At 56.0% G+C, this 18,970-nt stretch carries 14 protein-coding genes and 1 other RNA gene; 7 read left to right on the top strand and 8 right to left on the bottom strand.

From position 1 onward, the window contains the following. Positions 1-25: 25 nt before the first annotated feature. From ACOTX1_RS17190 to ppsR, 4 genes are all read right to left on the bottom strand, one after another. Positions 26-2,008: a TonB-dependent hemoglobin/transferrin/lactoferrin family receptor gene (locus ACOTX1_RS17190; RefSeq protein ID WP_032667093.1), complete on the bottom strand. Its 1,983-nt coding sequence runs from the start codon at positions 2,006-2,008 to the stop codon at positions 26-28. Positions 2,009-2,084: 76 nt separating this feature from the next. After that, positions 2,085-2,273 (bottom strand): hemin uptake protein HemP, encoded by a 189-nt coding sequence (gene hemP, locus ACOTX1_RS17195; RefSeq protein WP_015570723.1) that lies wholly within the window; start codon positions 2,271-2,273, stop codon positions 2,085-2,087. A gap of 211 nt (positions 2,274-2,484) precedes the next feature. Further along, positions 2,485-3,531 carry a 3-deoxy-7-phosphoheptulonate synthase AroH gene (aroH, locus tag ACOTX1_RS17200; protein ID WP_023315935.1) on the bottom strand — a complete coding sequence of 349 codons (1,047 nt, stop codon included), beginning with the start codon at positions 3,529-3,531 and terminating at the stop codon, positions 2,485-2,487. A 150-nt stretch (positions 3,532-3,681) separates the two neighbouring features. Continuing rightward, positions 3,682-4,515, bottom strand: a complete 834-nt coding sequence (gene ppsR, locus ACOTX1_RS17205; protein ID WP_017384644.1) for a posphoenolpyruvate synthetase regulatory kinase/phosphorylase PpsR — start codon at positions 4,513-4,515, stop codon at positions 3,682-3,684. A 335-nt stretch (positions 4,516-4,850) separates the two neighbouring features. Between ppsR and ppsA the strand changes: the two genes are divergently transcribed. From ppsA to ACOTX1_RS17220, 3 genes are all read left to right on the top strand, one after another. After that, positions 4,851-7,229: a phosphoenolpyruvate synthase gene (ppsA, locus tag ACOTX1_RS17210; RefSeq protein ID WP_023305974.1), complete on the top strand. Its 2,379-nt coding sequence runs from the start codon at positions 4,851-4,853 to the stop codon at positions 7,227-7,229. Between the two features lie 234 nt (positions 7,230-7,463). Then, positions 7,464-8,864 carry an MFS transporter gene (locus ACOTX1_RS17215; RefSeq protein ID WP_003857776.1) on the top strand — a complete coding sequence of 467 codons (1,401 nt, stop codon included), beginning with the start codon at positions 7,464-7,466 and terminating at the stop codon, positions 8,862-8,864. A gap of 3 nt (positions 8,865-8,867) precedes the next feature. Then, positions 8,868-11,243, top strand: coding sequence for a glycoside hydrolase family 3 N-terminal domain-containing protein (locus ACOTX1_RS17220; RefSeq protein WP_023315936.1), 2,376 nt, complete (start codon positions 8,868-8,870; stop codon positions 11,241-11,243). A gap of 5 nt (positions 11,244-11,248) precedes the next feature. On the opposite strand, the gene rprA is transcribed toward ACOTX1_RS17220, so the two are convergent. Then, positions 11,249-11,356: antisense sRNA RprA (rprA, locus tag ACOTX1_RS17225), an RNA gene on the bottom strand. Positions 11,357-11,565: 209 nt separating this feature from the next. Next, the gene (ydiK, locus tag ACOTX1_RS17230; protein WP_015570721.1) at positions 11,566-12,681 is read right to left on the bottom strand and encodes an AI-2E family transporter YdiK; all 1,116 of its coding nucleotides are present in this window, start codon (positions 12,679-12,681) and stop codon (positions 11,566-11,568) included. Between the two features lie 199 nt (positions 12,682-12,880). On the opposite strand from ydiK, the gene ydiJ reads away from it, so the two are divergent. From ydiJ to ACOTX1_RS17245, 3 genes are all read left to right on the top strand, one after another. Then, a complete protein-coding gene (gene ydiJ, locus ACOTX1_RS17235; RefSeq protein WP_023315937.1) occupies positions 12,881-15,937 on the top strand; it encodes a D-2-hydroxyglutarate dehydrogenase YdiJ in 3,057 nt (1,018 codons plus the stop codon). Beyond that, positions 15,934-16,344, top strand: coding sequence for a 1,4-dihydroxy-2-naphthoyl-CoA hydrolase (gene menI / locus ACOTX1_RS17240; protein ID WP_003857767.1), 411 nt, complete (start codon positions 15,934-15,936; stop codon positions 16,342-16,344). The genes ydiJ and menI overlap by 4 nt, the downstream gene beginning before the upstream one ends. A gap of 85 nt (positions 16,345-16,429) precedes the next feature. Then, the gene (locus ACOTX1_RS17245) at positions 16,430-16,624 is read left to right on the top strand and encodes a YdiH family protein (RefSeq protein WP_003857766.1); all 195 of its coding nucleotides are present in this window, start codon (positions 16,430-16,432) and stop codon (positions 16,622-16,624) included. Positions 16,625-16,670: 46 nt separating this feature from the next. Here the strand turns inward: ACOTX1_RS17245 and ACOTX1_RS17250 are convergent, their stop codons facing one another. Together ACOTX1_RS17250 and ACOTX1_RS17255 are read right to left on the bottom strand one after the other, a co-directional pair. Then, entirely contained in the window at positions 16,671-17,300 is a 630-nt protein-coding gene (locus ACOTX1_RS17250; RefSeq protein WP_023315938.1) for a helix-turn-helix domain-containing protein, read from the bottom strand. Between the two features lie 77 nt (positions 17,301-17,377). After that, entirely contained in the window at positions 17,378-18,037 is a 660-nt protein-coding gene (locus tag ACOTX1_RS17255) for a winged helix-turn-helix transcriptional regulator (RefSeq protein ID WP_003857763.1), read from the bottom strand. A gap of 354 nt (positions 18,038-18,391) precedes the next feature. Between ACOTX1_RS17255 and ACOTX1_RS17260 the strand changes: the two genes are divergently transcribed. Then, on the top strand, positions 18,392-18,922 hold the full coding sequence (locus tag ACOTX1_RS17260; protein ID WP_022650915.1) for a fimbrial protein: 531 nt from the start codon (positions 18,392-18,394) through the stop codon (positions 18,920-18,922). Positions 18,923-18,970 lie beyond the last annotated feature (48 nt).

Here is an 18,970-nt window from a genome sequence, read left to right on the forward strand (position 1 = left end):
TTCTGAATCGTTGCCCCGAAGGGAATTACCATTGATAACTGACGAAGATCTTGCCGTTGCGGCCATCCTGCGGGATGCCCTGCGGTGACCAGTAGGCTTTGTCGAAGGCGTTCCCCAGCACGAGGGTGGTGGTGATGCCTTTGAACTGCTGCTGACCTTTATAGCTGACGTAGAAATCATTCACTGCGTACCCAGGCTGCTCGCTGTAGCTGCTGCTGATGTGCGTTGAACGTTCGACGAAGGTGCCGATCCAGCCCACGGAGAATCCGCTTTGCGCCACCGGGATATCCAGCTTGCTGGTGACGGTGTCCGGGTTGATGCTGGAGATGTATTCGCCCGTGTCGGTATCTTTCCCGCGCGTGCGGTTGTAGGCCACGTCCAGGTTGAACAGGCTGGTCGCGTAGGTCGCCATCATGTCCCAGCCCCAGATTTTGGCATTTGGTACGTTATAGGACATGGTGGTGGCCGCCGCAAAATCGACGTTAGTGGAGATGTAATCTTTCGCTTTGGTGTCGAAGTAGCTGGCTTTGAACTCCAGCGCGTCGTTGGCGAGCAGCAGATCGTCAAAACGTAGCCCAAAACCGAACTCCTGGGTTTCGTTAGTTTCCGGACGCAGGTTCGGGTTCGGCACCCAGTAGTTGGTGTAGAAGCTGCCGATAGAGAAGTGCTTCGAGTCGTTATACATCTCGCCCATCGTTGGCGCGCGGAAGGCCTGGGCGTAAGAGCCGAACAGCATCAGCCAGTCGGCTGGACTCACGGTTAACCCGGCGCGTGATGACCACTTATCCGCATCCACGTCATCGTAACCGCTGCTGCTGCCGCGGTAGTTGTCGTAACGCGTCCCGCCGAGAAGCGTTACCGGCAGGTCGCGCAGGGTAATCTCATCCTGCAACCAGCCGGAGCTGAAGTCGATTTTAGCGTCCGGGAAGCCGGTGGTCGCGCCGCCAGGGTGTTGCTCCTGACGATAGTATTCCCCGCCGTAGGTCAGCAGGTGCGAGGCGAAGGAGTCGCTGAACAGGCGGGTGCGGTTTTCGACTTTTCCGCCTTTGGTGGTCTGCTTACGGAACTCACCGCTGGCGTCGATGTTCTGGGCGTTGATCCTCGCTTCGGACCAGTAAATTTTCGCATCGGCGTTCAGCCAGTTGTTTCCGGCTGGCGCAATGCGGTAGCCAAGCTGGGCATCGCGCTGAATGGTGGAACGATCGGTCATCGGGTTACTGCTGCTGGCATCCGTGGTCTGCGGATTTTTCGGCTCCTGCGCGTCGTTGTTGTAGTAGCGCAGGGAGCCGCTCAGCGTCTGCGCCGGATCGATTTTCCAGCTGCCTTTCGCCAGCATATTGTTGATGGATTCGTCGTTTGGCGCCCTCGCGCCGTCACTCTGGCGAATGTCGCCGCGATCGCGGCTGGACCATGAGACCAGGCCGTCCAGGGTATCGGTGCGGCCATAGGCGCTGGCGCCCATCCCGATGCTGTGATCGCCCGTTGCACCGGTAGCAAATACGCGATAGCCGCTGTTTTTACCTGCATCCAATAGATCGCTGGCGTCGACGGTGTCATACGAAATTACGCCGCCCAGCGCGCCGCTGCCGTACAGCAAGGCGGAAGGGCCACGTACCACTTCGATACGTTTGATCAGTGCCGGATCGAGGAACGTGCTGTTCAGGTGTCCGGTATCGGTGCCCTGGCGCACGCCATCCACCAGCACCAGCACGCCACGGCGGTCATAGCCACGGAGGTTAACGTCCTGACCGTTGGTGCGCCCGGTGCCGTCCAGCGTCAGACCGGGCACCTTGCGCAGCAGGTCGGCAGCGGAGCTGGCGGTCTGGTTTTCCGGCGCGGTGGCGTCAATCACGCTCACCATCATGGGGGCTTCAAAGGCGCTGCGGGCATTGCCGGTGGCGGTGACGGTGATCTCGTCTGCAGCGGCAACCGTAACGCCCGGCAGGGTGCTGACAATCGCCAGCGCCAGAAGAGACGGGCGTAAAGACGCGGATTGCAGGTGTGGCATAGCAACTCTCCATAAGAATTGAAAAGCGCTGGCTGCCTGGGGATCACCTGGGTGGCTGGCGAATGTGTTGTCTGGTTTATTTAGTCAGGATCAGTTTTCCGGCATTGGTCTGGCGCAGCAGGTAGTGCTGGCCGTCATGCTCGATAATGACCCGTCCCTCCTCACCCAACAGGCTTTTACTGTCGATTCGGCGATCGGTGGGAGCAGGGGACGGCGCTGTGTGTGTTTTTGTTGGCGTTGCCGCGCTGTTATCGGTCGGTGACATAATGTTTATAAATAACAATCAATGTAACAATGATAATCATTATCAATAAACTGCAAATTCACAGCAAGCGTTTTTGTGAAAATTGTGTGACGAGATCAAATTTGGGGGAGAGATGCGGTCTGACGCCCTCACCCCGACCCTCTCCCACGGGGAGAGGGAGAAGGGCACGAATCGTAGGCCGGGTAAGGCAAAGCCGCCACCCGGCAAGGGGTTAGAAGCGCGAATCTACCGCAGACGCCAGCATCTCCAGCAGCCGTTCGCTGTCTTCCCAGCTCAGGCACGGGTCGGTGATTGACTGGCCGTAGACCATTTGCTGTCCGGCGACGATCTTCTGCGTGCCTTCTTTGATAAAGCTCTCCGCCATAATTCCTGCAATGGCGGTCGAGCCGCTGCGGATCTGCTGGCAAACTTCCTCGCAGACGTCCAGCTGGCGGCGGTGCTGTTTCTGACAATTGCCGTGGCTGAAATCCACCACCAGATGCTCCGGCAGGTCAAATTCCGCCAGCGTTTCGCAAGCGGCGGCAATATCTTCTGCATGGTAATTCGGTTTTTTACCGCCACGCATAATGATATGTCCGAACGGGTTGCCGCTGGTCTGGTAGATGGTCATCTGGCCATTTTTATCCGGCGAGAGGAACATATGGCTGGCGCGTGACGCGCGGATGGCATCTACGGCAATTCGGGTATTACCGTCCGTTCCGTTTTTGAAGCCCACCGGACAGGAGAGCGCCGACGCCATTTCACGGTGGATCTGACTTTCGGTGGTACGCGCGCCAATCGCGCCCCAGCTTATGAGGTCGGCAATAAACTGTCCGGTCACCATATCCAGAAATTCGGTGGCAGTCGGCACGCCCAGCTCGTTAACCTGTAACAGCAGCTTGCGCGCCAGCGCAATACCGTGATTCACCCGGTAGCTACCGTTCAGATCCGGATCGGAAATCAATCCTTTCCAGCCCACGACGGTACGCGGCTTTTCAAAGTAGGTACGCATCACGATCTCCAGGCGATCCTGATACGTGCCGCGCAGCGTCTGAAGGCGTTGTGCATAATCCATTGCCGCGTCCAGGTCGTGGATGGAGCAGGGGCCAATCACCACCAGAAGACGTTTGTCTTCACCATTGAGAATTTTTTCGATGCGGCGACGGGAGGCCGTCACATGGTCCGCCACCTCGGCGGAAACGGGATGCAGCCTGGCCAGTTCAGCCGGTGTGACCAGGCTATCAATGCGCGCGGTGCGCAGTTCGTCGGTTTTGTTCATGGAATGTCTCAGAAATTTTTTGCTTCATCGGCAGACTACCGGGAAGTGATGGGCATCACCTTAAACCAATCCCTGCTGATTTCAAGTTCGGGGCACGTCGCCCCGAGGATGGCATGATAATAACTGAAACTGAATTAATGCACTAGCGTATTAGTACATGCGGCGATTTAGCCCCATGATATCGAGGATCTTGGTGGCAATTTCTTCTACTGAATAGTTGGTACTGTTCAGCCAGGGAATTTGATTTTTCCGGTACAGCGCTTCGACTTCAGAGACTTCCATTCGGCACTGGCGCATCGAGGCGTAGCGGCTGTTCTCGCGACGTTCTTCGCGGATCGCCGCCAGTCGTTCCGGGTTGATGGTCAGCCCAAACAGCTTATGCTGGAGCGGCTTGAGCGCGGCGGGCAGCACCAGGTTATCCATATCATCGGCAATAAAGGGGTAGTTGGCGGCGCGAATGCCAAACTGCATTGCCAGGTATAGGCTGGTGGGAGTTTTACCGCAGCGCGACACGCCGAGCAAAATCACCTGCGCCTGGTCGAGATTGCGCAGCGAGATCCCGTCGTCGTGCGCCAGGGTGTAGTCAATAGCGGCAATACGCGCATCGTATTTGGTCAGGTTACCGGGGTTCAGCCCGTGGGTACGGTGGGCGATCGGCGTCGGATCGAGCTTCAGCTCGCTTTGCAAGGGGGCAACCAGCGCCTGCACGATGTCCTGACAGAAGCCCTCGCTTTGCAGAATGATATTGCGGATCTCAGGGATCACAATGGAATAGAACACCAGCGGACGAACGCCGGTCTGCTGGTAAATGGCGTCGATCTGATCCTTGACCGCTTTGGCCCGGCTCTCATTTTCCACGAACGGCAGCGTGATGCTGTTTATCGATACCGGAAACTGCGACATCACCGCGTGTCCCAGCACCTCGGCGGTAATCGCCGTCCCATCAGAAATATAAAAAACGTGGCGATCGACAGCATTATCCATTTTATCCACCCTGAATAGCGTACGTAATTGCCTGAAAGCATAAATTAAAAAAGTTAATTTCACAGCAAAGAACTTATCTGAATTTAAAATGAAATGGTGTTTTTGATTTTCCTGAAAAGTGGATTTCATTTTTCGATTAGCGGCTTTATTTCTAAGGTTTTTGCCGGAATCTATAGGAATCATCGGGTTAGCGAATGGCGGGAAACTGTCCGAAAAGTTGAAAATTTAAATTGCTTACACGATTCACCGTTTTTTTAGCGGAAATAAATATGCCAGTATAAATACGTAGTCAGGTGTTTCTTACTCCGATCAAATATCACAAAAGGATTGTTTCGATGTCCAACAATGGCTCGTCACCGCTGGTGCTTTGGTATAACCAACTCGGCATGAATGATGTAGACAGAGTTGGGGGCAAAAATGCCTCCCTGGGTGAAATGATTACAAATCTGTCCGGTATGGGTGTCTCCGTACCTAACGGGTTTGCCACAACCGCCGATGCGTTTAACCTGTTTTTAGACCAGAGCGGTGTAAACCAGCGCATTTACGACCTGCTGGATAAAACGGATATTGATGATGTCACCGAGCTTGCCAAAGCCGGCGCGCAAATCCGCCAGTGGATTATCGACACACCTTTCCAGCCGGAACTGGAAAAAGCCATCCATGACGCCTACAACCAGCTCTCCGCTGACGACGCGCAGGCCTCCTTTGCCGTGCGCTCTTCCGCTACCGCAGAAGATATGCCGGATGCCTCTTTCGCCGGGCAGCAGGAAACCTTCCTCAACGTCCAGGGTTACGAGGCGGTACTGGTGGCGGTGAAGCATGTGTTTGCTTCCCTGTTCAACGACCGCGCCATCTCCTATCGCGTCCATCAGGGCTATGACCACCGCGGCGTCGCGCTCTCCGCAGGCGTACAGCGCATGGTGCGCTCCGACGTGGGCTCTTCCGGCGTGATGTTCTCTATCGACACTGAATCCGGCTTCGACCAGGTGGTGTTTATCACCTCCGCATGGGGTCTGGGCGAGATGGTGGTGCAGGGGGCGGTGAACCCTGACGAATTCTATGTGCACAAGCCTACGCTGGCGGCTAACCGTCCGGCAGTGGTACGCCGCACCATGGGCTCGAAAAAAATCCGCATGATCTATGCCCCGACGCAAGAACATGGCAAGCAGGTCACCATTGAAGATGTGCCGCAGGAGCAGCGGGATCGCTTCTCCCTGACCGACGCCGAAGTGGAAGAGCTGGCGAAGCAGGCGGTGCAGATTGAAAAACACTATGGCCGTCCGATGGACATCGAGTGGGCCAAAGACGGACACACCGGCAAGCTGTTTATCGTGCAGGCGCGTCCGGAAACCGTCCGTTCACGCGGTCAGGTCATGGAGCGCTACACCCTGCACGCGCAGGGCAAAATTGTCGCGGAAGGCCGCGCAATCGGCCACCGCATCGGTGCCGGTCCGGTGAAAGTGATCCACGACATTAGCGAGATGAACCGCATTCAGCCAGGCGACGTGCTGGTGACCGACATGACCGACCCGGACTGGGAACCGATCATGAAAAAAGCGGCTGCCATCGTCACCAACCGCGGTGGCCGTACCTGTCACGCGGCAATCATTGCCCGTGAGCTGGGGATCCCGGCGGTAGTCGGCTGTGGTGACGCGACCGAACGCATGAAGGACGACCAGAACGTGACGGTCTCCTGTGCCGAAGGCGATACCGGTTACGTGTATGCTGATATCCTCGACTTCAGCGTGAAAAGCTCCAGCGTGGATACCATGCCGGATCTGCCGCTGAAGATCATGATGAACGTCGGCAACCCGGACCGCGCGTTTGACTTCGCCTGCCTGCCGAACGAAGGCGTGGGCCTGGCGCGTCTGGAATTTATTATTAACCGTATGATCGGGGTGCACCCGCGTGCGCTGCTGGAGTTCGACGACCAGGACGCAAAACTGCAAAACGAAATCCGCGAGATGATGAAGGGTTACGACTCGCCGAGAGAGTTCTATGTTGGTCGTCTGACGGAAGGGATCGCCACGCTCGGCGCGGCCTTCTACCCGAAACGCGTGATCGTGCGTCTGTCGGACTTTAAGTCCAACGAATACGCCAACCTGGTGGGCGGCGAACGCTACGAGCCGGAAGAAGAGAACCCGATGCTGGGCTTCCGCGGCGCCGGACGCTACGTGTCGGAAAGCTTCCGCGACTGCTTCGCGCTGGAGTGCGAGGCGGTAAAACGCGTGCGCAACGACATGGGGCTGACCAACGTGGAAATCATGATCCCGTTCGTCCGTACCGTGGATCAGGCGAAGGCGGTGGTAGATGAGCTGGCGCGTCAGGGGCTGAAGCGCGGCGAGAACGGGCTGAAGATCATCATGATGTGTGAAATTCCGTCTAACGCCCTGCTGGCAGAGCAGTTCCTGGAGCACTTCGACGGCTTCTCCATTGGCTCGAATGACATGACGCAGCTGGCGCTCGGCCTGGACCGCGACTCCGGCGTTGTCTCTGAGCTGTTCGATGAGCGTAACGAGGCGGTGAAAGCGCTGCTCTCCATGGCCATCCGCGCGGCGAAGAAACAGGGTAAATATGTCGGGATTTGCGGCCAGGGTCCTTCTGACCATGAAGACTTTGCGGCCTGGCTGATGGACGAGGGAATTGATAGCCTCTCCCTGAACCCGGACACCGTGGTGCAGACCTGGCTGAGCCTGGCAGAGCTGAACAAGTAAAACCTGCATAATCTGAAAAAGGCGAGGATATCTGTCCTCGCCTTTTTTATTTTCCTGCGAATATGCTCACCATCACAAATAAAGCAAAAAACCAAATATCATAATTTATCTGTTAATTTAGACAATTGTTAGCGGGCAGGGCGTTGCTAATACTTGAGCCTTACCGCGTACATCCGTCGGGATGATGCGCGACTGGTTGAAATACGTTTTAACCTGATAAAAAGGCAAATAACAATGACAATCTCCTCTGTATTACGTACCAAAGATAAAATAGGTTATGGCCTCGGCGATATGGCCAGCGCGCTGGTCTGGCAAACGGCAACTTTATTTCTCGCTTATTTCTATACGGACGTATTCGGTTTGCCTGCCGCCATTATGGGCACCATGTTTTTAGTGGTGCGCGTGGTCGATGCGTTTGTCGACCCGTGCATTGGCGCGCTGGTGGACCGCACTCAGACCCGCCACGGTCGTTTTCGTCCCTGGCTGCTCTGGTTTGCCATTCCGTTTGGCGTGAGCTGCCTGATTACCTTCTACGTACCGGATGCTGGGCAGACGGCGAAAATTGTCTATGCCTGCGTAACCTATGCCATCCTGAGCCTGATCTATTCCGCGATTAATGTCCCTTACTGTGCCATGCCCGGCGCGCTGACGCTCGACCCGCGAGAACGCCACTCGCTGCAATCCTGGCGCTTTGGCCTGTCGTTTATCGGCGGGTTGATTGTAACGGTCATCGCGCTGCCGCTGGTCTCATTATTAGGCCAGGGGAATGTGCAAAAAGGCTATTTCTATGCCATGAGCCTGATGGGGCTGCTGGGTATTGTTTTATTCTTCTGCTGCTTCTTTATGACCCGGGAGCGTTACTCGCCGCGCAATGACACCTCCGGTTCGATGCTGACGGATTTAAAACTGCTGGCCGCCAATAGCCAGTGGCGAATAGTTTTTCTGTTTAATATTTTACTGTTAACCGCCGTCGTGACGCGTGGCTCTGCGACCATGTATTACGTTAACTATGTTCTGTTACGTCCGGAACTGGTTTTTGCCTTTATTGTTTCCGGCATGGTGGCCTCCTTAAGCGGCGCATTATTATCTGAACGCCTGCTGGGGAAATTTGACCGGGTGCGTGCCTATCAGTGGACCATTATTTCTTTCGTTATTTTTGGCGCGCTGATTTTCTTCATTCCGCCTTCGCAGGTGTGGCTGATATTCGGTCTGAATATTGTGTTTAGCTTTATTCAGAACCTGACCACGCCGCTGCAATGGACCATGTTCTCCGATGTGGTGGACTACGAAGAACACCGTAGCGGCCGCCGCCTGGACGGGCTGGTCTTTTCAACCGCCCTGTTTGCCATCAAGTTTGGGCTGGCGCTGGGTGGGGCGGTGGTCGGTTGGGTGCTTGGCATGGTGGATTACGCTCCGGGTCAGGCAAACCAGGCGCCTCATGTTCTTGCAACCATCAATGCCCTGTTCACCCTGATCCCCTGCGCGCTGTTCCTCTGCATGGTGGCGCTCCTTGCCATCTACAAACTTAACAGCCGGCTGGTGGACAGCATCGCCCGCGAGCTGGCCAGCAAACGCGATAGTCGAAACGATGCGGGGCAGCTCAGCCCGGCAACCCAATCCGCACTACAGGAGTAAACCATGACTGCGATCTACAAGGACGCGGGACGTCCCGTACACGAGCGTGTCGCTGATTTACTGGCGCGTATGACGCCGGAAGAGAAATTTGCCCAGATGCACGCGTACTGGCTGATCCTCGATGAACACGGCAACCACCGCGAGCGCAGCGATCTGAGCGATGAATTCGCTGGCGTGAGCGAACAGGCGTCCCTCAACGAAAGGCTGAAGCTCGGCGTCGGGCAGATCACCCGTCCGCTCGGCACGCACATTGTTAATGCAAAAACCGGCGTGCGTGCCGCCAACCGCCTGCAACGCATGATGATGGAGGAGACCCGGCTCGGCATTCCGGCGCTGTTTCATGAGGAGTGTCTGGTGGGGCTGCTGTGCAAAGATGCAACCCTGTTCCCGTCGTCGCTAAACTACGGTTCCACCTGGGACCCGGAGCTGGTACAGCGCGCAGCGGAGCAGATTGGCAAAGAGGCCCGATCCGTCGGGTGCCAGCAGGGGCTGGCCCCGGTGCTGGATGTCTCGCGCGATGTGCGCTGGGGACGGACGGAAGAGACATTTGGGGAAGATCCTTGGCTGGTAGGGGTGATGGCGACGGCGTACGTGAAGGGGTTGCAGGGCGATAAGCGCGATCTGCTGGCGACCCTGAAACATTACGTCGGCCACTCCTTCAGCGAAGGGGCGCGCAACCATGCGCCGGTCCATCTCGGTTTCAGCGAGCTAAACGATACCTTCCTGCTGCCGTTTGAGATGGCGGTGAAGCTGGCCAACGCCGGTTCGGTGATGCCAGCCTATCACGACATTGATAATCAGCCAGGGCACAGCGACCATTTCCTGCTCACTACCGTGCTGCGTGAACAGTGGGGCTTCGACGGCATTATCGTGGCGGATTACGGCGGCGTCAGCCTGCTGCACCAGCACCACGGAATTTCTCACGATCCAGCGGAATCGGCGGCGCTGGCGTTTAACGCCGGGCTGGACGTGGAATTGCCGAAGGATGACTGCGCGCGTAATCTGGCGGAAGCGGTAGAGCGTGGGCTTATCTCAATGGCGAAAGTGGATGAGATTGTGGCGCGCGTGCTAAGTGAAAAATTCCGTCTCGGGCTGTTTGAAAAACCGTACGCCGCCGAAGACGGCATCGATTTGCAGAGTGAGGCGACCCGGCAGGTGGCGCGCGAGGTGGCAACAAAATCGATCACGCTGCTGGAAAACAACGGCATATTACCTCTCGGCGGAAAACCCCGTGTAGCGGTGGTGGGGCCGACGGCTGACGATCCGCTGGCGCTGCTGAGCGGCTACAGCTTCCCGGTTCACCTGATCATCAGCGATATGGTTGAAGAGACCTCACAGGTAACGACGCCGCGCGCGGCGCTGGAGCAGTATCTTGGCGCATCGCAGGTTCGTTACGCGAAAGGGTGCCACATTATCGAAAAACGGATGGCGGGGGCGCCGGTATTTCCGGGCGACAGCGGCGGTAAACCGATGCAGCAATCGCCGGTTTCACAACGTATGGATCTGATCCCCGACGCCGTGAGCGCGGCAAAAGAGAGTGACGTGGTGGTGGCCTGCGTGGGCGACCTTGCCGGGCTGTTCCAGAGCGGCACCGTGGGGGAAGGATCTGATACCGACTCGCTGGATCTGCCAGGAGTGCAGCAACAGCTGCTGGAGGCGCTGGTGGCAACCGGTAAGCCGGTGATTGTCGTCATGACGGGCGGGCGTCCTTATAACCTTCAGGGGCTGGAAGAGAAGGTGGCCGCGCTGATGATGGCCTGGGCGCCGGGGCAGGAAGGGGGCTGGGCGATTGCAGATGTCTTAACCGGCCGCGCGGAGCCGCAGGGCAGGCTGGTAGTGAGCGTGCCGAAAAACGCCGGGGCGATGCCGTACTACTATAACCACAAGCTGAAAAGCGGCGGCACGCCGTTTGCGTTCCATTTCGGCGCACTTTACCCGTTCGGTTACGGTCTCGGCTGGACGCAGTTTCGCTGGGGCGCGGCCCGCCTGGCTGAAAGCCGCGTCCCGATCGACGGAGAGGTGGCGTTAAGCGTCGATATCACCAACACCGGCGAGCGCAGCGGCAGCGAAGTGGTACAGGTGTACGTACGCGATAAGGTCGCCACGCAGGTGCGTCCGCTTCAGGAGCTGAAAGCGTTCCAGCGCGTTACGCTTTCACCGGGAGAAACCGCCACGCTGACCTTTACCCTGCCGGTGGAGATGTTTAATTTCACCCGCCGGGACGGAAAGCGAATTGTCGAGCCAGGGGAGTTTGAGCTACAGGTTGGCGCGTCCTCGGCGGATATTCGCGAGGTGGTGAACGTGCTGGTGACCGGGGAAACGCGGGTGCTGGCGGGGGATTGGCGGATGCTTAGTCGCTGTGACATTACACTGGCGTAAAAAGGATAAAAAAAAGCCCATCGTGGGAGATGGGCAAAGACTACACACAGCAATTCGTTGTTTCACTCAGGGGATTTCCATGCTTATAAATCAAGATGTTGATTTATAACCGTGTCTTAATAGTAGGCATGCCAGGATTTTGAGTCGATCGGATTCGTCTCAATAGTTAAAGGCAGGTAAAGATTTCTTGAAGAGAATGACGGTTTTAGGCAGGAAAAGGCGGGTCTGACCAGTGTGCAGAGAATAAATAGTTTAGCAACGTTTAAGTATTGCTGTGGAGAGTGTAGGCCGGGTAAGCGTTAGCGCCACCCGGCATCCGTTCTTACTGCGCGTTCTTATCTTCCAGCTCTTCAAGTTCGCTTAAGATGACGTCCGGATCGGTTCCCGGCGGCGGTACTTCATGCACCCAGGCGGAGAAGAGTCGCCAGGTCACCGCAAGCAGCACCGGACCGATGAACAGGCCAATCATGCCGAAGGCAATTAACCCTCCGATTACCCCGGACAGGATCAGAATCAGCGGCAGGTCAGCGCCCATGCGGATGAGGAGGGGACGGATCACGTTATCCATGGTGCCCACCACGCAACTCCAGACCAGCAGTACCGTGCCCCAGGTCGTATCCCCCGTCCAGTAAAGCCAGATAATGCAGGGAACCAGCACCAGCAGCGGACCGAGCTGCGCCAGACAGGTCATCAGCATGACAACGGTGAAAATGGTGGCATAAGGTACGCCGGAAATCGCCAGCCCGATTCCGCCAAGTACAGCCTGCACCAGCGCTGTGACCACCACACCGAGCGCTACCGCGCGGACGGCCTGGGCTGCCAGCAGCACGGCCGCATCGCCGCGTTTACCTGCCAGTCGGGTGGCGAAATGACGTACCCCCAGCGCAACCTGCTCGCCGCGCCAGTACAGCAGGGCGCTGAAGACCAGCATCAACGTACAGTGCATCATGAAGCGACCGATGTGCGCAGCCTGCCCCACAAACCAGGTGGTGGTTGTGCCGATGTACGGACGCACTTTGGCCATCAGGGCGCTACCGCCCATCTCCAGCAGGCTGTGCCAGCCGCTGTACAGTTTTGCGCCCACAACAGGAATACTGTTCAGCCACGCGAGATCCGGCAGCGTCATATCACCGCTGGTGACCGCGCGAATAACCGGGCCGCTACTGTCAACCAGGCTGTTAACCAGTAGTGCAATGGGAATAATAAACAGCAGGAACAACAGCAACGTCATCACCAGCACGGCCAGGCCGCGGCGACCAAACAGCAGTTTCTGCAAACGCAAGAGTAAAGGCCAGGTGGCGACGACGACGGTCGCGGCCCAGGCAAATCCGAGCACGAAAGGACGAACGATCCACAGACACGCAATAATCATAATGGCTAAGAACAGCACCGACAGCAGTATCTGCGCGACATCCCTGGGCTGACGAAGATTGACCATAAACGAAACTTTCCTTAAATGAACACCAGCAAGGCTGATGGGAATATAAACCGCATCTCTCTAATCATTAGTGATTTCAGCGATTTTTGACAGGCGGATTTTGCCCGTAATTCTACGAAGCACATAAGAAAAAAATGTGATAAAACTTTCCAGACACAACGCAAACGATTTCACACTATTCTCATTAGGGTCGACAGCAATGATCCCACAGATTTCTCAGGCACCGGGCGTCGTTCAGCTGGTGCTTAATTTTTTGCAGGCACTGGAGCAACAGGGTTTTACAGGTGACACCGCTACCGATTATGCCGACAGGCTGACGATGGCGACCGATAACAGTATTTACCAGCTTCTTCCCGATGCCGTCGTTTTCCCGCGCTCTACCGCCGATGTGGCGCTCATCGCCCGTCTGGCATCGCAGGAGCGTTTCAGCTCCCTGGTCTTCACCCCGCGTGGCGGCGGGACGGGTACCAATGGGCAGGCGCTGAACCAGGGCATCATCATTGATATGTCCCGCTATATGAACCGCATCATTGAGATCAACCCGGAAGAGGGGTGGGTGCGTGTGGAAGCGGGGGTGATCAAAGATCAGTTGAATCAGTTTTTGAAACCTTACGGCTATTTTTTTGCGCCGGAGCTTTCCACCAGTAACCGCGCGACCATTGGCGGGATGATCAACACCGATGCCTCGGGGCAGGGCTCACTGGTCTACGGCAAAACCTCCGACCACGTTATGGGTGTGCGGGCGGTGCTGCTGGGGGGCGATATCCTCGATACCCAACCGATGCCGATCGAACTGGCCGAAACGCTGGCAGCAGAGAGCACCACCAGCGGACGGATTTATCGCACCGTGCTGGAGCGCTGCCGCGAAAATCGCGAGCTGATCCTTGACAAATTCCCGAAGCTAAACCGCTTCCTGACGGGCTACGATCTGCGACATGTCTTCAATGACGATATGAGCCAGTTTGATCTTACCCGCGTACTGACCGGGTCAGAAGGGACGCTGGCCTTCATCACCGAAGCGCGTCTGGATATCACCCGGTTGCCAAAGGTGCGCCGTCTGGTGAACGTCAAATACAACTCCTTTGACTCCGCGCTGCGTAATGCACCGTTTATGGTGGAGGCGCGGGCGCTGTCGGTGGAAACCGTCGATTCAAAAGTCCTGAACCTGGCCCGGGAGGATATTGTCTGGCATTCGGTGAGCGAACTGATTACCGACGTGCCGGATAAAGAGATGCTCGGCCTGAACATCGTCGAGTTCGCCGGGGATGACGCAGAGCTGATTGAGAGCCAGGTAAACACGCTCTGCCAGCGTCTGGACGAGCTGATTGCGCAGGGGGAAGGCGGCGTCATTGGCTGGCAGCTGTGTAACGATCTCTCCGGCATCGAGCGAATCTACGCGATGCGTAAAAAGGCGGTGGGGCTGCTCGGCAACGCGAAAGGGGCGGCGAAGCCGATTCCGTTTGCGGAAGATACCTGCGTGCCACCGGAACATCTGGCGGATTATATCGTGGAGTTTCGCGCGCTGCTCGACAGCCATGGTCTGAGCTATGGCATGTTCGGGCACGTTGACGCGGGCGTGCTGCACGTGCGCCCGGCGCTGGACATGTGCGATCCGCAGCAGGAGATCCTGATGAAGGAGATCTCCGACGAGGTTGTGGCCCTGACGGCCAAATACGGCGGTTTGCTGTGGGGCGAGCACGGCAAGGGGTTCCGCGCCGAGTACAGCCCGGCCTTTTTTGGCGAACAGCTCTACGCCGAGCTGCGTAAGGTGAAGGCCGCGTTCGATCCTGATAACCGCCTCAATCCGGGAAAAATCTGCCCGCCGGAGGGCGTTGATGCGCCGATGTTGCAGGTGGATGCCGTTAAGCGCGGCACCTATGACCGCCAAATTCCGATTGCGGTACGCGCTTCCTGGCGCGGCGCGATGGAGTGTAACGGCAACGGGCTGTGCTTTAACTTCGATGTGAAAAGCCCGATGTGTCCGTCGATGAAAATCACCAGCAACCGCATCCACTCCCCAAAAGGGCGTGCCACGCTGGTGCGCGAATGGCTGCGCCTGCTGGCCGACCGCGGCGTTGACCCGCTCAAGCTGGAACAGGAGCTGCCGGAAAAACGCGCCAGCCTGCGCGGGCTTATCGAACGCACCCGCAACAGCTGGCATGCGAACAAAGGCGAATACGATTTCTCGCATGAGGTGAAAGAGGCGATGTCCGGCTGCCTGGCGTGTAAGGCGTGTTCAACCCAGTGCCCAATTAAAATTGACGTACCGGAATTCCGTTCCCGCTTCCTCCAGCTGTACCACACGCGTTATCTACGCCCGATGCGCGATCATCTGGTAGCGACGGTGGAGAGTTACGCGCCGCTGATGGCCCGTGCGCCAAAAACCTTTAACTTCTTTATCAACCAGCCACTGGTGCGAAAACTGTCTGAAAAACATATCGGCATGGTGGATCTGCCGCTGCTGTCGGTGCCATCGCTCCAGCGTCGGCTGGTGGGGCACCGCTCGGCGAATATGACCCTGGAACAACTGGAAGCATTAAGCCCTGAGCAGAAAGCGAAGGTGGTGCTGGTGGTGCAGGATCCGTTTACCAGCTATTACGATGCGCAGGTGGTGACCGATTTTGTCCGACTGGCCGAGAAAATCGGCTACCAGCCGGTGGTGCTGCCGTTCTCGCCGAACGGCAAGGCGCAGCACATTAAAGGCTTCCTCACCCGCTTTGCGAAAACCGCGCAGAAAACTTCAGATTTTCTGAATCGCGTGGCGCAGCTCGGCATGCCGATGGTGGGCGTCGATCCGGCGCTGGTGCTCTGTTACCGGGACGAATATAAGCAGACGCTCGGCGATAAGCGCGGTGATTTTCAGGTCTTACTGGTACACGAGTGGCTGCCTGCGGTGCTGACGCAAACGCCCCCTCAGGAGGTCAGCGGAGAATCCTGGTACCTGTTTGGGCACTGCACCGAAGTGACGGCGCTGCCGACGGCGCCTGCCCAGTGGGCTTCTATCTTCTCCCGGTTTGGCGCGAAGCTGGAAAGCGTCAACGTGGGCTGCTGCGGTATGGCCGGAACCTACGGCCATGAAGTCAAAAACCACGCTAATTCGCTCGGCATTTACGAGCTGTCATGGCATCAGGCGATGCAGCGCCTGCCACGCAACCGCTGTCTGGCGACGGGCTACTCCTGCCGCAGCCAGGTGAAACGGGTGGAAGGTAACGGCGTCCGCCATCCATTGCAGGCTTTACTGGAGATTATCGGATGATCTGGAAACGTGCGGTCACGCTGGAGGCCTTAAATGCCATGGGCGCGGAGAACATGGTCGGTTTGCTGGACATCCAGTTCACGCGCATTGGCGACAACGAACTGGAAGCGACGATGCCGGTAGACTGCCGTACTCATCAACCGTTTGGCCTGTTACACGGCGGCGCGTCCGTCGTGCTGGCCGAAACGCTGGGATCGGTGGCGGGCTACCTGTGTACGGAAGGAGAGCAGAAGGTGGTGGGTCTGGAGGTCAATGCCAACCACATCCGCTCCGTTCGCAGCGGGCGCGTGCGCGGCGTCTGCCGGGCGCTGCATGCTGGAAGCCGCCATCAGGTGTGGCAGATTGATATCCTGGACGAGCAGGATCGCCTGTGTTGTTCATCAAGGCTGACGACGGCCGTTGTGTAAAGTTTCCGGATGTCTTGCTTTTGGTCAAAAATTAGCCGCCTGATTGTGATATACTGGTCACGTTTTGAACATAAGCGAGGACATCATGGATACTGAAATAACCCCAACACAGCTGGCAATTGAATATTTACGTCGCGATAAAAGCAATCTGTCTCCCGCGCAGTACCTGAAAAAGCTGAAACAGCTTGAGCTGGAATTTACGGATTTGCTGGCGCTCTCTTCAAACGAACTGAAAGAAGAGATCTACTTTGCCTGGCGGTTGGGCGTTCACGTCCATTAAGCAGTGAAGAAAAGGCCGCAAGCGCGGCCTTTTTTGTGTCTGACAGTCAGTATCTGGCAGGCAGTTTGTTAATTTTAATCAGCCGGCCTTCTTCCATTTCGATGAACCCGCCCGTTTTCAGGTCAGCCAGGATCCGCATTACGCCGCTGCGGGAAAGCTGGGTTTTATCCCTGATATACCTTTCCGCCGTCACGCTACGTCGGTAGCTGTCATCTTCCTGCATCAGCAGCACGAGCTGCTGGCGAATCATCTCGTACGCGGTTGGCGCGCCTTTCGGCATGACGTTGTGATAAAGCCGGTTATAGACAAACATCAGATGATTAGAAAGCAGCCCCCACAGCGCCTTCTCTTTGATAATTTCAGCCACCCGCTCGGTCGTGAGCACACCAACCAGGCAAGGCGTTACCGTTCGAAGGTAGTCGGTAAAATAGATGTCCGTCAGGTTAGCGAGGCCAAACAGGGCGGGACTGCGCGCCGTCGAAAGCATCATGTCGTCGCTTCTTCTGTATATTGCGACCGTGCCGTCAAGAATTAAATAACACATGCTCTGCCCGTTTACCTGGAGATTAAGTTGCTCGCCGGGATCGGTTTTATGCGTGGTGCAGTGCGGCTGTAAATGAGAAATCAGTTCCTGAGCATAGGGAGATCCGCGATGCGATGGTTTGTCAGAAGACATAGCGTTAACCTGGAAAGAGACTGTACTCTCTATAGTGTCGCTCTTCTTTTCCACCTTCTCCAGAGATAAATACAGCCTCAGTATTTACGGGGTAAGTGATGGATCTCTACTAGAACGCCACGCTCCATGGTGATGTATTTCCCCGTCCGCAACTCCGCGAGGATCCGCATAATGCCACTGCGTGAAAGATAGGTGCGGCTTTTGATATAGGCTGCGGCGGTAATGTTTTGTCTAATGGCTTCCGGCTCCTGCATCAACTCAACCAGCTGAAAGCGGATAATGTCATAAGCCGACATTTGCGATATCTGGGCGCAATGTTCGTAAACGCGCGATGCGGTATAGATCAGCAGGTTTGAGAAGTGCTCCCATAAATTCTGTTGTGCGACAACATGATTGAAACGCGCCAGCGAAACGCTGGCCACCTCTGAGGTTTCCAGCGCTCTGACGTACAGGTGCTCAGACGATAACTGGCTGCTCACGCCGAGTATAAATGGCGCAGATTCAGAATTTAAGACGATACCGTCCCCGCGACGGTGCAACGCCACGCTGCCATGCAACAGTAAAAAGCATTGACGGGTATCGCCGGAGCAATAATGGATAATTTCTCCTCTGGCAATAATGCCTCTCTCCGCATGCGGCAAAACATTATCGATTATTTTTTCAATGTGCTTAAAAGGCTTAGCGCCGAGCACTGTTGATTTATCAATTTCTGACTCAGGCGCGAATCGGGTATTCATTTGAGACCTCACTGACTGATGCGATCATTTTTTGATCGGCATAAAGAATTATCTTAAAAAACAGCAGGTCAGGGAATGTTAGCAGCGAGTCTAATTATAGACTTATCTTTTTTTAAGTGTTAATTAATTGAAATTGCAACTTTTTTTGTTCAGGTCTAAAAGTAGACTGTGGACATTATTCTTAAGCTATTCCCGAGTGAATATGTTTTTTATTTGTTAAAAGAGGGTCTACAGCTAGACCTCAAAATTGATTGTATGCGGAAAAGGAGTTGTATAAATTTTGACTCGTCGGAAGGGGTTTAATTTCTGCAACTGAATGTCGGTAATAAATAGAGTAATACGGGATATAAAATTATGAATAAGAAATTGATGATGGCAATGTTAGCGGCAGGTTCTGTACTCACTATGACCAATGCATTGGCAGCGGCCGGTACCGTTAATTTTAACGGAAATATTCTGGATTCTGCATGCGACGTTGATGTGGCATCCCAGAATCAGGTGGTGGTATTGGGCGATTATTATAAAACGGAATTCCCGACAACCGGGGCGAGAACGGCTGCGACGCAGTTTAATATTATTTTGAAAAACTGTCCGGTAACGGTCACCAATGCAAAAGTCCGTTTTGATGGCACGCCGGATTTAACCAACGCCAGCCTGCTGGCGATTGATACGTCCGTGGCGGGAGCGGCTACCGGGGTGGCGATTAACCTGATGACGGCAGATAAAGCCGATCTGCCGCTGCACGGCAGCAACAGCTATACCTACGCACTCAGCAGTACGGCTGATAATACGTTGAGCTTCTACGCGCAGTATATTTCCACCGCGGCATCCGTTACCGCGGGCCCGGCTAACTCGGTCGCGAACTTCTCTGTGGTGTACAACTAAGTCAATGGCAGTAATTAGCAGGGGGCCGCCTGGCCCCTTGTTTTATGA

This window comes from Enterobacter cloacae complex sp. IR5401 (genome assembly GCF_049238425.1).
Lineage (GTDB): Bacteria > Pseudomonadota > Gammaproteobacteria > Enterobacterales > Enterobacteriaceae > Enterobacter > Enterobacter hormaechei_C.